Raw genomic sequence first — 13,548 nt, 5'->3', positions numbered from 1 at the left:
AGTCCTGCCCGTTTCGAGGGTCTGCTCCCGCTTGCCGGATTCCGGTGGTGGTGCAGCAGGCGTGAGGGGGTGTCCCAGGTGGACGTCAACGCCGGCCACGGCGGCGCCCTGGGCGGTGCGCTCCCGACACAGCCCGGCGAGCTGCCCCTGACCAGACGACTCCGATCGCTGCTGACCTGGCCGACCACCGAGACCGAACCGGTCGGCCAACTGGTACGCACCCACCGCGCCATCCACGCCGGCGCCGACCCGGCGGTGCTGCGCCGCGCGTACACCATCGCGGACAACATGCACCGCGGCCAGTTCCGCAAGAGCGGGGAGCCGTTCATCACCCACCCGCTGGCGGTCGCCCAGATCTGCGCGGAACTCGGCATGGACACCACCACTCTGGTCGCGGCGCTGCTGCACGACACGGTGGAGGACACCCGCTACACGTTGCAGGCCCTCGCGGAGGACTTCGACCACGAGGTCGCCCACCTGGTCGACGGGGTGACCAAGTTCGACAAGGCGTTCTACGGGCAGGCCGCCGAGGCGGAGACCATCCGCAAGATGATCATCGCGGCCGGCAAGGACGTCCGGGTGCTCATCATCAAGCTCGCCGACCGGCTGCACAACATGCGCACCCTGGGCGTACGCTCGGCCGCCTCCCGCGAACGGATCGCCCGCAAGACCCAGGAGGTGCTGGTACCGCTCTGCGACCGGCTGGGTATCCAGACCCTCAAACGGGAGCTGGACGACGTGGTGCTGCTGCACCTCGAGCCGGACGAGCACGCCCGCATCGCGCGGCACGTGCACGACCGGCCCGGCTGGGACAGCTACCTCACCGAGGTGGTCGCCCAGGCCAGGGTGGCGCTACGGCGCAGCCGGGTCGACGCCGAGGTCGCCCCGCGACCCCGGCACCTCTACTCGATCTGGAAGGACACCGTGGCCGGCGGCCACACCGCTCCGTTCGACCTGCCCCGGATCACCATCGTGGTCGACGGTCCGCCGACCGACTGTTACGCGGCGCTCGGTGCCGTGCACGGCCTCTGGCGGCCGGTGCCGGGCCGGTTCAAGGACTTCATCGCCTCACCGAAGAACAACCTCTACCGGTCCCTGCACACGAGCGTCTGCGGGCCGAAGAACCGCACCGTCGAGGTGCTGATCCGCACGACGGAGATGCACCGCGCGGCCGAGTACGGGGTGGCCGCCGACTTCCGCTTCCCCCGCTCCGGCGGGGCCACGGCCCGCTCGGGGCAGCTCGACTGGCTGCGCCGGGTGCTGGACTGGGAGCAGGATGCCGCCGACCCGGCCCAGTTCCTGCACTCGCTGCGCTGCGACCTGTCCGAGGCGCAGATCCAGGTGGTCGCCGAGGGGCGGCAGATCGTGCTGCCGGCCGGTGCCACCCCGGTCGACCTGGCCTACGAGCTCGGTACCGACCGGGGTGACCGGTGTCTGGCGGCCCGGGTCAACGGTCGGCTGGTGCCGCTCTCCTCCGAGCTCGAGGAGGGTGACGTGGTGGAGATCTTCACCGAGACCGACGAGGAGAGCAGCCTCGACGCCGAGGTGGCCCCGCGTGGGCCGCGTCGTGAGTGGCTGGGGTTCGTCAAGTCACCACACGCCCAGATGCAGATCAACAGGTGGTTCGCCGAGCACAGCGAGCCGGGGATCTCGATCAGCGACAAGGTACGCCTGGGCCGGGCCACCATCGGGCTGGCCCTGCGCCGGTACAACCGGGGGCTGGCCAGCGATCTGCCGCTGCTGCGCCTGTCGGAGGAACTCGGCTACCCGGATCTGGAAACGCTGCTGGTCGCGGTCTTCGACCGGGTCATCGAGCCGGACGCCGTGGTGCGCCAACTCATCGACCTCGTCGACCACCGTCAGTGACCGACCCGGCCCCACCCGGTACTCGGCGTGGTCCTCGTGGCGCGAGCGGGCCGCACGGCCACTAGCCTGGAGTCATGATCCCCCGTACCCGCCGCACCGGACGCGCCGTCGCGTACCAGGTCTTCTACCGGCTGCCGCTGCCGGTCCGACGTCGGCTGGTCCGGATGGCCGTGCCGAAGTACATCGTCGGTGCCGTCACCCTGCTCCGCGACAGTGATGCCTCGGGCGCGGGTCGGTTGCTGCTGCTGCGGCAGCCGCCGGGCCGGGGCTGGACCCTGCCGGCGGGGTTGCTGCAACGCGGCGAGAACCCGGCCGTCGGTGCCGCCCGGGAGTTGTACGAGGAGACCGGGGTCCGGCTCTCCCCCACCCGACTCACCCCGGCGGCACCCAACGCCATCGTGCACGCCAAGGGATGGGTGGACGTGGTGTTCACCGCCGAGGTGCCGGCCTCGCGCACCGAGCTGACCGTCGACGGTGCCGAGGTCTTCGAAGCCGCCTGGCACCCGCTGGACGACCTGCCGAAGCTGACCTGGCCGACCGCCCGCCTGCTGGCCTACTACGACATCGGTCCGCTGGCCGGGCAGTTCCCGCCGCCGCTGCCCGACACGACGCCGTGACCCGGCCCGAGGGTGCGGCGAGCGGCGGTCGGCCCACCGCGTCCTCCGACGGCATCTGCGCGGTGGTGCTCGCCGCCGGCGAGGGCACCCGGCTGCGCCCGCTGACCGAGCGGGTACCGAAGGCGCTCTGCCCGGTGGGCAACGTGTCCCTGCTGGACCGGGCGCTGGCTCGGCTCGCCGGGCTCGGCCTGACCGGCCCGGCCTCGGTCGCGGTGAACGCCTGCTACCTGGGTGACCAGGTGGTGCGGCGGACAGGTGCGCGGGCGCACCTGTCGGTGGAGCCGGGCAGCCCGCTCGGCACCGCCGGCGGCGTGGGGCGGCTGCGGGACTGGATCGACGGCCGGGGCGTGCTGGTCGGCAACGCCGACGCCTACCTGGCCGACCCGGCGGCACCGCCCGGCCCCGACATCGCCGCGCTGCTGGCCGGCTGGGACGGCGAATCGGTGCGCCTGCTCGGGCAGCCGGCCGCCGACCCGACCGCGCCGGGCACCTTCGACGGGCACGTCTTCACCGGGTTCTCCCTGTTGCCGTGGCGGCTGGTCCGCGACCTGCCCGCCACCTTCGGCGACCTGGTACGCGCGGTGTGGCGTCCGGCCGAGGCCGCCGGTCGGCTGACCGTGGTCGGCTACCGGGGCACCTTCATCGACACCGGCACCCCGGCCGACTACCTCGCCGCGAACCTGCACGCCGCCGGCGACGGCTGCCTGATCGACGCGGCCGCCACGGTCACCGGCACCTGTCACCGTTGCGTGGTGGGCGCGGGTGCCACCGTCCGGGGCACGGTCAGCCGCAGCGTGATCTGGCCGGACGCCGTCGTCGGCGCCGAGGAGCACCTGCGCGACGTGATCCGGGCCGGTGCCGACCTGACCGTCCCGGCGGCCTGACTCGTCGACGCACCAAGGCCGGGCCCAACGTGCCCGGTTTACAGAAAAGTCTTTGCATAAGCTTCTATGCGAAGCTATGTTGCCCGGCATGACCGATCCTCGCCAGGAACGACGGGTATCCGATCCCGCGGACCTCAAAGCGGTGGCGCACCCTCTCCGGGTGCGGCTGCTGGCGGCTCTGCGGGAGCACGGCCCGGCCACGGCCACCGAGCTCGCCCGCCTGCTCGACACCGAGTCCGGATCGACCAGCTACCACCTACGCGTACTGGCCCGGCACGGGTTCGTCACGGAGTCCGCGCTCGGGCGTCGACATCCCCGAGAACGGCGCTGGGCCGCCGTACACCTCACGACCGGTTGGAGCAACACCGAGCTCTCCGCGAGTGATGCCGGTCGGCAGGCTGCGGCGATGATGCGGCGTCGACAGGTCGAGGTGCTCGTCGGCGATGTCGAGCACTTCGAGGCGCACCTGGACGACCTGGATCCGGAGTGGGTGGAGGCGGCAGGTATCGGCGATATCGTGACTCGGCTCAGCCGCTCCTCGGTGGCCGAGTTGTGGGACCGCTTCTATGCCCACCTCGACGAGCTGAGAGCACGGGACGAAGCCGATCCGACCGCGGTCACCGTGTCCATCGTGGTGGCCGGTTTTCCGCGCACCGAACGCCGATGAGCATCGACGCTGCCCGGCGTCGGTACGCATCGCTGAACTTTCTCCTGTGGCTGCCGACCGGGCTCTATCTGGTGCCCCTCGTACTGCTGATGCTCGACCGTGGCTTGTCGGTACCCACGATCGCGCTCGTCACCGCGGTGTACGGTCTCACGGTCGCGCTGCTCGAACTGCCCACCGGAGGGCTGGCGGACGCGATCGGCCGCCGCCCCGTTCTCGTCGCCTCGGCGGTGGCCGGCGCCGGCGGCCTGCTGTTGCTGGGCCTGGCCGACACAGTCGCACTGTTTCTGGCCTCCGCGGTGCTGCGCGGCGTCGCCCGCGCGCTGTCGACCGGGCCGCTGGAAGCGTGGTACGTCGACACCGTGCACGCGCAGGCCGACCGCGATGTCGACCTGACCACCGGACTGGCCCGCGGTGAGGTCGCCGGGTCGCTGGCACTGGCGGTCGGCACGCTCGCTGGCGGTCTACTGCCGCTGGCCCTGGGTGACACCGCCGCGCTTCCGGCCCTGGCAGTGCCGGTGCTGACAGCGGCCGGGGTCGAGGCGCTGCGGGCCCTGGTGACGGTCCGGCTGCCCGAGCCGCCGCGCCCGCGTCTGAAGATGGCGGCCGTCGTGCGTCGCGTGCCCGCCGGCGTCGTCGCTGGGCTGCAGGTTTCGGCGCGGGACCGGGTACTGGCCCGGGTGTTGCTCGCGGCCGGCGGAGCGGGTGTCGCGCTGGGTGCCATCGAACTTCTCACCCCGGCCTGGCTGGCCGAGCTGACCAGCGGCCCGACCGCCGCCGCCACGTACGCGGTGGTGGCAGCCACAGGTTTCGGCGCCGACGCCGTAGGGGGGATGATCGCGGGTTGGACGGTGCGTACCTGCGGATCACACGCGCGGGCGGCAGCGACCGGAGCGGTCGTGTCCGCACTGTCCATGCTCGGACTCGCCGGTTGCGCCCTCCTGCGGGGGCCGGGTGCCATGACGCTCGCCGGGCTCGCTTACTGCCTGATGTTCCTCGGTCTCGGCGCGGCTTTTCCGGCACAGGCGAAGCTGCTCCACGACCGCGTCGAGGCGACCGAACGCGCCACCGTGCTGTCTGTACAGTCACTACTCATGCAGGTCGTGGTGGCGACGGGGCTACCGCTGATCGGCTGGCAGGCCACCCGGCACGGTGTCGAAGCGGGTTACCTGATCGGCGCGGCGGTGCTGTTCGCGTCCGCCGCCCTTTTCGTGCGCCTGCCCGGCGCAGCCCCGCACGGCGCTGCTGGCACAGCGCCTAGCATGGGCGAGTACGCCGACGAACGGAGAGTCCCGTGATCACCGCGATCGTGCTGATCGACTGCGCCACCGACTCGATCCCCGAGGTGGCCGAGACACTGGCCAACCTGCCGGGGGTGAGCGAGGTCTACTCGGTGGCCGGGCACGTCGACCTGATCGCCATGGTCCGGGTCCGCGAGTTCGACGAGATCGCCCAGATCATCGCGGGCAGCATCTCGAAGGTGCCCGGCGTGCTCAACACCGAATCGCACATCGCCTTCCGCGCGTACTCGCGGCACGACCTGGAGGAAGCCTTCGCCATCGGCCTGGGCAGCACCGACTGAGCCGGCCCACCCCACAGGGGGTGGACCGGCTCGGCTCGTACCGCCGAATCAGCTCTGCTGCGGCACCGGGGTCTCGGTGACGGTGCCACCGGGCACCGGCTCCTCGGTGAAGGTCTCACCCGGGGCCGGCGTGGTGCCACCCGGAGCCGGGACGGTGCCACCCGGGCTGGCCGTGCCGCTCGGGCTGGTCTCCGGGACCGGGATGCCGAGTTCCTCGGCCAGCATCACCAGGGCGTCGTAGTGCGCCTGCAGGACCGGCAGCGCGGTCTGCGCCAGCTGGACCACCTGCGGCTCGGTGCCCTGTGAGATCTCCGTCTGGGTCGCCTGGATGGCCTGGACGTGGCCGGCCAGTTCCTGGGTCACCCAGAGCCGGTCGAACTCCTCGCCGCTGGCGTTGTTGAGCTGGTCGAGACCGGCCTGCTGTTCCGTGGTGGGTTCACTCGGCAGGTCGACGTTCAGCTGTCCGGCCAGGTCCTGCACCGACTGGTCCAGTTCGGTGTGGTCCGTGACGAACTGCTGCCCCAGCTCCTTGACCTGCTGGTTCTGACCCTTCTGCTGGGCCAGTTCACCGGCGGCGATCTCGTACAGGTTGACCTGGTGGACCGCCTGCAGGTACTGGGTGTCCTGTTCCGACGGCTGTGCCGCCGCCTGCGCCGCCGCCGCGGGTGCGACCCCCACCAGCACCAGCGCGGCCAGCAGGCCGAGGCGTTTGATACCCAACATGCTTCCTCCCCGTTGAGACGTTGGACCGCACGGATACCCGGCTGACCGGGGTTATTCCTGCGATCCGGCGACGGCGGGAAGCGATGACGACGTCCGGATGCGGCGAAACGGGCGTGGCGCCCGCCGGAGCAGGTCCGACGGGCGCCACGTCAACTTACGACGGATCTCAGGGGCGGTTCTCCCCGCTGGTGATCTCCTCCCGCTCCGGCCGTGGCTCGACCGGAGGATGCCCCGGCGAGACCGGTGCCTCGGCCGGCCGCTCGATCGGGTAGAAGAAGCCCCGGATGGCCGGGCCGAGGGCACCGAGCCGGTTCATCTTCTTCGGTACCACCCAACCGGCGTAGTCCAGTTCGCCGTGCCCGTCGCCCGCGCCGAGCGGCTGGTGCACCTCGACGAACCGCCCGTCCGGCAGGCGCCGGATGATGCCGGTCTCCACGCCGTGCGCGAGGACCTCCCGGTCGTGCTGCTGCAGCCCGAGACAGATGCGGTAGGTGACGTAGTACGCCAGCGGCGGCAACAGCAGCAGACCGATCCGGCCGGCCCAGGTCATCGCGTTCAGGCTGATCTGGAACTTGTCGGCGATGACGTCGTTCGCGCCCGACAGGGTCAGGATCACGTAGAAGGTGAGGGCCATGACGCCCAGGCCGGTGCGGAACGGAACGTCGCGGGGACGCTGGAGCAGGTTGTGGCTGCGGTAGTCCTTCAGGTGGCGGGCCTCCATGAAGGGGTAGAGCAGGGATATCGCCACCAGGATGCCGGGTAGCACCACTGTCGGCCAGAACAGCGGCGGGATCACATAGCCCTCGCCGATGGGTATCGTGATCTCCCAGTCGGGCATCAACCGGGTCGAGCCGTCGAGGAACATCACGTACCAGTCGGGCTGGCTGGCGGCCGAGACCACCCACGCCTCGTACGGGCCGAACAGCCACACCGGGTTGATCTGGAACAGACCGCCCATCAGCGCGATCACGCCGAAGACGACCATGAAGAAGCCGCCCTGCTTGATCGCGTAGCGCGGGAACATCCGCTCGCCGACCACGTTGCCGTTGGTCCGGCCGGGCCCCGGCCACTGGGTGTGCTTCTGCTTGAACACCAGGCCCAGGTGCACGGTGATCAACGCGACCAGCAGACCCGGGATGAGCAGCACGTGGGCGATGAAGAACCGGCTGATGATGATCGTGCCCGGGAACTCGCCGTTGAAGACCGCCGCGGTCACCCAGGAACCGATCACCGGGATGGACAGCATGATCGCCGAGGCGATCCGCAGGCCGGTGCCGGACAGACCGTCGTCCGGCAGCGAGTAACCGGTGAAGCCGGCCAGGAAGCCGACCCAGAACAGCAGCGAGCCGATGATCCAGTTGGTCTCCCGCGGCTTGCGGAACGCGCCGGTGAAGAAGACCCGCAGCATGTGCACCACGATCGCGGCCATGAACAGCAGCGCCGCCCAGTGGTGCATCTGGCGCATGATCAGGCCGCCGCGGACGTCGAAGGAGATGTCCAGCGTCGAGGCGTACGCGGCCGACATCGGCGTGCCCCGCAGCGGGGCGTAGCTGCCGTTGTAGATGACCTCCGTCATCGCCGGCTCGAAGAAGAAGGTCAGGAAGACCCCGGTCAGCAGCAGGACGATGAACGAGAAGAGCGCGATCTCGCCGAGCAGGAAGGACCAGTGGTCCGGGAAGACCTTGTTGAGCAGTCGGCGCAGCGGGGTCGCCACCTGGAAGCGGTCGTCGACCGCTCGGGCGGTGTTGCCCGGCACCGCTGCCACGTCAAACTTTCGCCGCTTCACGGCCGCTCCCAGAAGTCGGGCCCGACAGCCTCGGTGTAGTCGGACGTCGCCACGAAGTAACCCTCAGCGTCCACCTCGATGGGCAGCTGAGGCAACCGCCGGCTGGCCGGACCGAAGATCGGCTTGGCGTTGTCGGTGATCAGGAACTGTGACTGGTGGCACGGGCAGAGCAGCCGGTTGGTCTGCTGCTCGTACAGGCTCGCCGGGCAGCCGGCGTGCGTGCAGACCTTCGAGTAGGCGGCGTAGTTGCCCCACATGTAGCCGCCGTGCCCGGCACGCTCGTTGGCGCGCCGCGATTCCACGGCGTCGTCCTCGCGCAGGTGGATCAGCAGGGTGGGCGAGTCGGCGTACCGGTTGCTCACCCCGTGCTCCACACCCGGGAAGACGGTGATCTGACCACCGGCGCTGATGTCGGCCGGCCGGATCGGTCGGCCGTCCTCGCGAACCAGGCGGATCTTCTGACCGTCCCGGGGGGCGAACCCGGTGGTCAACATCTGGTCGTCCTTGTGCGGGTCGGAGATCAGCCCGCCGACCAGGGGCGCGGCGGCGACGGCACCGACCGGCAGCAGACCGGCCAGCAGCGACACGCCGAGCAACGGACGACGCTTCACGCCCAGCTCGTCGGCCATGTACGCCATGGTCTCGCCGGTGATCCGCTGGTCCTCGGCGGGCGGGGCACCCTCGTGCCGGTCCTGGATCGACACCTCCTTGGGCAGCAGCTTCTTGCCCCAGGTGAGGATGCCGAAGCCGATGCCGAGCAGGGCGACGCCGAGGGTCACGCCGAGCAGCGGGGTGTAGAGCTTGTCACCGCCGCGACCCGGCTCGTACTCCCAGGGCCACCAGATGTAGATGGCCAGGAACGCCGTCGCCGCCAGCCCGGTCAGCAGGAAGAAGCCCGCGACCGTGCGGACCAGCCGCCGTTCGGCCTTGGTGCCCGGGGCCACCTGCGGCTCGTAGTGGACGATCTCGATGTCGTCCCGCCGGGCGCCCTCCCGGACGATGTCGAACCGGCTGAGCCGGGGGTCGTTCACGTCGACCCGTTGGCTCGGCAGGTTCGACTGCCCGGTCTGGCTGCTCATGGTCCCCCCGCTCACGACTTGCCCGCGATCCACAGGCTGGCGAAGACCAGCGCGACGATACCGACGAGGAAGATCGCCACCCCCTCGGTGGAGGGTCCGTACCGGCCCAGGTTGAACAGGCCACCCGGGTCACCGTCGTCCTTCAGCGTCTGCTGGATGTAGGCGATGATGTCGGCCTTCTGCTCCGGCGTGATCTGGTTGTCACCGAAGACCGGCATGTTCTGCGGGCCGCTGAGCATCGCGGCGTAGATCTGCCGGTCGGTGGCCGGCCGCAGGCTCGGCGCGTACTTGCCCGAGGAGAGGGCACCGCCGCCACCGCTGAACGCGTGGCACTGCGAGCAGTTGATCCGGTAGAGCTCGCCGCCGATCGCGACGTTGCCGTCGGCGTGCAGGTTGTCACCGGCCGGCACGACCGGCCCACCGCCGAGTTCCTGGACGTACGCCGCGAGCTGGTCGATCTCGTCGCGGGTGAAGACCTCGGGCTTGCGCGCCGCCTGGGCCTCCTGCCGCGCCATCGGCATCCGACCGGTGCTCACCTGGAACTCCACCGAGGCGGCGCCGACGCCGATGAGGCTCGGCCCGCGCCCCTCGACTCCCTGCGCGTTGCGACCGTGGCAGCTCACACAGCTCACGTCGAACAGCGCCTTGCCGTCGGCGGCGGCGCTGCTCAGCGGCGGATTCTCCTGGGCGGCGGCGCCGGGGGCGAGCACGGTGTAGGCACCGCCGGCCAGCATCAGCGCGGCGACCAGCCGGACCGCAGCACCCAGCCGGCGGCGGCCCCTGCTGGGCGCCCCGGGCCGCCCGCGCAGCCGCGCGAACAGACCGCGTCGGCGGTCGTTGTGAGAAGTCATGACCTGTGTCCTTAACCGGTTGGACCTTGTGTTGCGGGGGGTGGAGCAGCGGCAAGGCGGCTGGTGCGCGCCAAGATCACTGAAGCCAGTAGATCATGGCGTAGAGCGCGATCCACACGACGTCGACGAAGTGCCAGTAGTACGACACCACGATCGCCGAGGTGGCCTGCGCCGGGGTGAACCGGCCCATGGTGGTGCGGATCATGAAGATCACGAAGGCGATCAGACCACCGGTGACGTGCAGGCCGTGGAAGCCGGTGGTCAGGTAGAACATCGACCCGTAGCCGTCACTGTTGATCTTGACGCCGTGGTGCACCAGCTCGCGGTACTCGTTGAGCTGGCCGAGCACGAAGATCAGGCCCATCACGAAGGTGATCGTGAACCAGCGTCGCAGCGCGTGGACGTCACCCTTCTCGGCGGCGAACACGCCGAGCTGGCAGGTCACCGAGGACAACACCAGGATCACCGTGAAGGTGGTCGCGTACGGGATGTTGAGGACCTCGGTGTGCTCCGCCCACTGCTCCGGCGCCGCCGCGCGGATGGAGAAGTACATCGCGAACAGCGCCGCGAAGAACATGAGTTCGCTGGAGAGCCAGACGATCGTCCCGACGCTGACCATGTTCGGCCGCGTCAGGGAGTGGATCCGGCTCTTGTCAATGGCTGGGGCCGCAGTCACGCGGTCATTATTGCCGTTCACCACGGCCGGCGATCAGCGGGGGGTGAAACCCGGGCCAGCAGTGGCCCGATCGGTACCGTCCGGTTCGCCTGACCTAGGCTGATTGGTGTGCTGCACGTCGATCCGATCTCCGTGGCCGCCGCGACCGCGCCGCTGCTCACCACGGCCGCGACCAGCCCTGCCGCCAGCGACGTGACGACGAGCGCCGGGACTCTGGCGGCCCAGGCCACTCCGCCGCCGTTCTCCATCACCGCCGTGTTCACCGAGGCGCGGCTGGACAGCTGGCTCGCCGTCGGCCTGGTCCTCGCGGCCGGGCTCTACCTCTACGGGGTGTACCGGCTGCGGCTGCGCGGGGACCGCTGGCCGATCGCCCGGACCATCTTCTTCCTCGGCCCCGGCCTCGGCGGCATCGCCTCGGTGACGGTCAGCGGGCTGGAGGCGTACGACAGCACGCTGCTGTCGGTGCACATGGTGCAGCACATGGTGCTGTCCATGGTCTCGCCGATCTTCCTGGCCCTGGGCGCGCCGGTGACCCTGGCCCTGCGTACCCTGCCGACCGGCCCACGCAAGCGGCTGCTCGCGGTGGTGCACAGTCGGATCGCCCGGATCTACACCTTCCCGCTGGTGGCGTTCGCCATCTTCGTGGTGAACCCGTTCGCGCTCTACTTCACCGACCTGTACCGCTACACGCTCGAACACGCCTGGGCGCACGAGCTGGTGCACGCGCACTTCATCATGACCGGCTGCGTCTTCTTCTGGCCGCTGCTCGGCCTGGATCCGCTGCCCGGACGCTGGCCGTACCCCGGGCGGGCGCTGCTGATGCTGCTGTCGGTGCCGTTCCACACCGTGCTCGGGCTCACCATCATGCAGAGCACCACCCTCTTCGGCGGCGACTGGTACCCCTCGCTCGGGCTGGGCTGGGCCGACCCCCGGGAGGACCAGGTGCTCGCCGGCGGCATCCTGTGGGCCGGCGGCGAGTTCGTCAGCGTGACGATGCTCGCGGTGCTGGTCGTGCAGTGGATGCGGCAGGCCGAGCGGGAGGCCCGCCGGATCGACCGCGAGCTGGACCGCCAGGAGGCCCGCCGACGGGCGGCGGAAACCACCGCCTGAGGCCAGCCCGGCGGACCGGCCGGGGCGGCGTGTCACGCGCACCACACCGGCCGGTACGATCAGCCACGCAGCTACGAAGTGGGAGCCGTTGGGAGCCATGAGCGAGCACAGCGAGCGGGTCACGCTCGGTGCGATGGCGCCTCAGGACGGCACGAAGCGAAGCGGAGTGTCGGCATGAGTGACCGTCTGTGCACCGTCCTGCTCTACAGCGACGACCCGCAGGTGCGGGACCGGATGCGGCTCGCCGTCGGCACCCGACCCGCGGCCGACCTGCGAGTCGAGTTCGTCGAGGCGTCCACCTACGCCGAGTGCGTCCGACTGGTCGACGACTACGAGATCGACCTGATGCTGCTCGACGGTGAGGCCACCCCCGGCGGCGGCATCGGCATCGCCCGGCAGATCAAGGACGACCGCGACGACGCCCCACCGACCTGCGTGGTGATCGCCCGCGCCGCCGACCGATGGCTGGCGTCCTTCGCCGAGGTCGACGCCACCCTGGTGCACCCGCTCGACCCGGTCACCACCGCCGCCACGGTGACCGAGCTGCTGCGCACGAGCGCACCCGCCTGACGTCCCACTCCGGCACCGCCACGGCGCCGGGCGAGCCGGCGCCGGTCCCGTCCCACCCGTAACCGTCTGCTCGGGAGGCCCGCCATGGGCGATCGGACCTGGCCACACCTGCTCACCGCGCTGTTGCGTGGCGAGGAACTGTCCACCGCCGATACCGCCTGGGCGATGGGCGAGATCATGTCCGGATCGGCCGCGCCGGCCCAGATCGCCGGCTTCGCCGTCGCGCTGCGGGCCAAGGGCGAGACCCCGGCCGAGGTGACCGGGCTGGTCGAGGCGATGCTGAGCCGGGCCGTCCCGGTCGAACTGCCCGAGAAGGTACGCGCCGAGGCCCTCGACGTGGTCGGCACCGGTGGCGACCTCGCCCACACGGTGAACATCTCCACGATGACGGCGCTGGTCGTGGCCGGCGCCGGCGTACGCGTGGTCAAGCACGGCAACCGGGCCGCCTCGTCCTCCTGCGGCACCGCCGATCTGCTGGAGTTCCTCGGCATTCCACTTGATCTCGGGCCCGAGCAGGTGGCCCGCTGCGTCGCCGAGGCCGGCATCGGCTTCTGCTTCGCCGCCCGGTTCCACCCCGGCATGCGCCACGCCGGTCCGGTCCGCCGGGAGTTGGGGGTGCCGACCGCGTTCAACTTCCTCGGCCCGCTGACCAATCCCGGCCGTCCCCGCTCCGGGGCCGTCGGCTGCTTCGACGCGACGATGGCGCCGGTGATGGCGGCCGTCTTCGCGGCCCGGGGCGACTCGGTGCTGGTGATGCGCGGCGAGGACGGGCTGGACGAGTTCACCACCGCCGCCGCGACCCGGTTCTGGATAGCCCAGAACGGGGCCGTCAGGGAGACCGTGGTGGACGCGGTCGACCTCGGCGTACCCCGGGCCACCCTCGCCGAACTGCGCGGCGGCGACGCGGCCCACAACGCCGAGGTGGCCCGACGCCTGCTCGCCGGCGAGCCGGGGCCGGTGCGCGACGCTGTCCTGGTCAACGCGGCGGCGGCGCTGGCCACCCAGGGTCCGCTGGACGGCGACCTGACCGAGGCGCTCCGCGCCGGTCTGGGCCGGGCCGCCGAGTCGATCGACTCCGGTGCGGCCGCCCGCACCCTCGACCGCTGGATCGAGGTCGCCCGCACCGCCTGACCTCGCCCG

Annotated in this window: 14 protein-coding genes; 9 read left to right on the top strand and 5 right to left on the bottom strand. The window is 70.9% G+C overall.

Annotated elements, in window-relative coordinates; all coding sequences use genetic code 11:
• The first annotated feature begins 78 nt into the window (after positions 1-78).
• From O3597_RS05240 to O3597_RS05215, 6 genes are all read left to right on the top strand, one after another.
• Positions 79-1,866: an HD domain-containing protein gene (locus O3597_RS05240; protein WP_164449235.1), complete on the top strand. Its 1,788-nt coding sequence runs from the start codon at positions 79-81 to the stop codon at positions 1,864-1,866.
• A 74-nt stretch (positions 1,867-1,940) separates the two neighbouring features.
• On the top strand, positions 1,941-2,483 hold the full coding sequence (locus O3597_RS05235; RefSeq protein WP_281603400.1) for an NUDIX domain-containing protein: 543 nt from the start codon (positions 1,941-1,943) through the stop codon (positions 2,481-2,483).
• A gap of 53 nt (positions 2,484-2,536) precedes the next feature.
• A complete protein-coding gene (locus O3597_RS05230) occupies positions 2,537-3,367 on the top strand; it encodes a sugar phosphate nucleotidyltransferase (RefSeq protein WP_281604480.1) in 831 nt (276 codons plus the stop codon).
• Between the two features lie 76 nt (positions 3,368-3,443).
• Positions 3,444-4,034: a helix-turn-helix domain-containing protein gene (locus O3597_RS05225; protein ID WP_348650330.1), complete on the top strand. Its 591-nt coding sequence runs from the start codon at positions 3,444-3,446 to the stop codon at positions 4,032-4,034.
• Positions 4,031-5,329 (top strand): MFS transporter, encoded by a 1,299-nt coding sequence (locus tag O3597_RS05220; protein ID WP_281603398.1) that lies wholly within the window; start codon positions 4,031-4,033, stop codon positions 5,327-5,329. The genes O3597_RS05225 and O3597_RS05220 overlap by 4 nt, the downstream gene beginning before the upstream one ends.
• Positions 5,326-5,613, top strand: coding sequence for an Lrp/AsnC ligand binding domain-containing protein (locus O3597_RS05215; protein ID WP_099850868.1), 288 nt, complete (start codon positions 5,326-5,328; stop codon positions 5,611-5,613). Before O3597_RS05220 ends, O3597_RS05215 begins: the two co-directional genes overlap by 4 nt.
• A gap of 48 nt (positions 5,614-5,661) precedes the next feature.
• Here the strand turns inward: O3597_RS05215 and O3597_RS05210 are convergent, their stop codons facing one another.
• From O3597_RS05210 to O3597_RS05190, 5 genes are all read right to left on the bottom strand, one after another.
• The gene (locus O3597_RS05210) at positions 5,662-6,336 is read right to left on the bottom strand and encodes a DUF4142 domain-containing protein (RefSeq protein WP_164449240.1); all 675 of its coding nucleotides are present in this window, start codon (positions 6,334-6,336) and stop codon (positions 5,662-5,664) included.
• A gap of 166 nt (positions 6,337-6,502) precedes the next feature.
• Complete coding sequence (locus O3597_RS05205; protein WP_164449241.1) at positions 6,503-8,122, bottom strand: ubiquinol-cytochrome c reductase cytochrome b subunit; 1,620 nt, start codon at positions 8,120-8,122, stop codon at positions 6,503-6,505.
• Positions 8,119-9,201: a Rieske 2Fe-2S domain-containing protein gene (locus O3597_RS05200; protein WP_164449242.1), complete on the bottom strand. Its 1,083-nt coding sequence runs from the start codon at positions 9,199-9,201 to the stop codon at positions 8,119-8,121. Before O3597_RS05200 ends, O3597_RS05205 begins: the two co-directional genes overlap by 4 nt.
• An 11-nt stretch (positions 9,202-9,212) precedes the next feature.
• Complete coding sequence (locus tag O3597_RS05195; RefSeq protein ID WP_269737539.1) at positions 9,213-10,052, bottom strand: cytochrome c; 840 nt, start codon at positions 10,050-10,052, stop codon at positions 9,213-9,215.
• Between the two features lie 76 nt (positions 10,053-10,128).
• Complete coding sequence (locus tag O3597_RS05190; protein ID WP_164449244.1) at positions 10,129-10,728, bottom strand: heme-copper oxidase subunit III; 600 nt, start codon at positions 10,726-10,728, stop codon at positions 10,129-10,131.
• A 192-nt stretch (positions 10,729-10,920) separates the two neighbouring features.
• Between O3597_RS05190 and O3597_RS05185 the strand changes: the two genes are divergently transcribed.
• From O3597_RS05185 to trpD, 3 genes are all read left to right on the top strand, one after another.
• Positions 10,921-11,838 (top strand): cytochrome c oxidase assembly protein, encoded by a 918-nt coding sequence (locus O3597_RS05185; protein ID WP_281604479.1) that lies wholly within the window; start codon positions 10,921-10,923, stop codon positions 11,836-11,838.
• A gap of 174 nt (positions 11,839-12,012) precedes the next feature.
• A complete protein-coding gene (locus O3597_RS05180) occupies positions 12,013-12,408 on the top strand; it encodes a hypothetical protein (protein ID WP_164449246.1) in 396 nt (131 codons plus the stop codon).
• 84 nt (positions 12,409-12,492) lie between these two features.
• Positions 12,493-13,539: an anthranilate phosphoribosyltransferase gene (gene trpD / locus O3597_RS05175; RefSeq protein ID WP_281603397.1), complete on the top strand. Its 1,047-nt coding sequence runs from the start codon at positions 12,493-12,495 to the stop codon at positions 13,537-13,539.
• The last annotated feature ends 9 nt before the right edge of the window (positions 13,540-13,548 follow it).

This window comes from Verrucosispora sp. WMMA2044 (genome assembly GCF_027497155.1).
Classification (GTDB): Bacteria; Actinomycetota; Actinomycetes; order Mycobacteriales; family Micromonosporaceae; genus Micromonospora; species Micromonospora palythoicola.
The sequence above is the reverse complement of the archived record's forward strand: the minus strand, read 5'-3'. Positions and strand labels throughout refer to the sequence as shown.

What these genes read in the sequence shown, in the direction of transcription:
- O3597_RS05235 (WP_281603400.1), top strand. Translation starts at nt 1,941, where the DNA reads ATGATCCCCCGTACCCGCCGCACCGGACGCGCCGTCGCGTACCAGGTC.
- O3597_RS05225 (WP_348650330.1), top strand. Translation starts at nt 3,444, where the DNA reads ATGTTGCCCGGCATGACCGATCCTCGCCAGGAACGACGGGTATCCGAT.
- O3597_RS05220 (WP_281603398.1), top strand. Translation starts at nt 4,031, where the DNA reads ATGAGCATCGACGCTGCCCGGCGTCGGTACGCATCGCTGAACTTTCTC.
- O3597_RS05210 (WP_164449240.1), bottom strand. Translation starts at nt 6,336, where the DNA reads ATGTTGGGTATCAAACGCCTCGGCCTGCTGGCCGCGCTGGTGCTGGTG.
- O3597_RS05200 (WP_164449242.1), bottom strand. Translation starts at nt 9,201, where the DNA reads ATGAGCAGCCAGACCGGGCAGTCGAACCTGCCGAGCCAACGGGTCGAC.
- O3597_RS05195 (WP_269737539.1), bottom strand. Translation starts at nt 10,052, where the DNA reads ATGACTTCTCACAACGACCGCCGACGCGGTCTGTTCGCGCGGCTGCGC.
- O3597_RS05180 (WP_164449246.1), top strand. Translation starts at nt 12,013, where the DNA reads ATGAGTGACCGTCTGTGCACCGTCCTGCTCTACAGCGACGACCCGCAG.
- trpD (WP_281603397.1), top strand. Translation starts at nt 12,493, where the DNA reads ATGGGCGATCGGACCTGGCCACACCTGCTCACCGCGCTGTTGCGTGGC.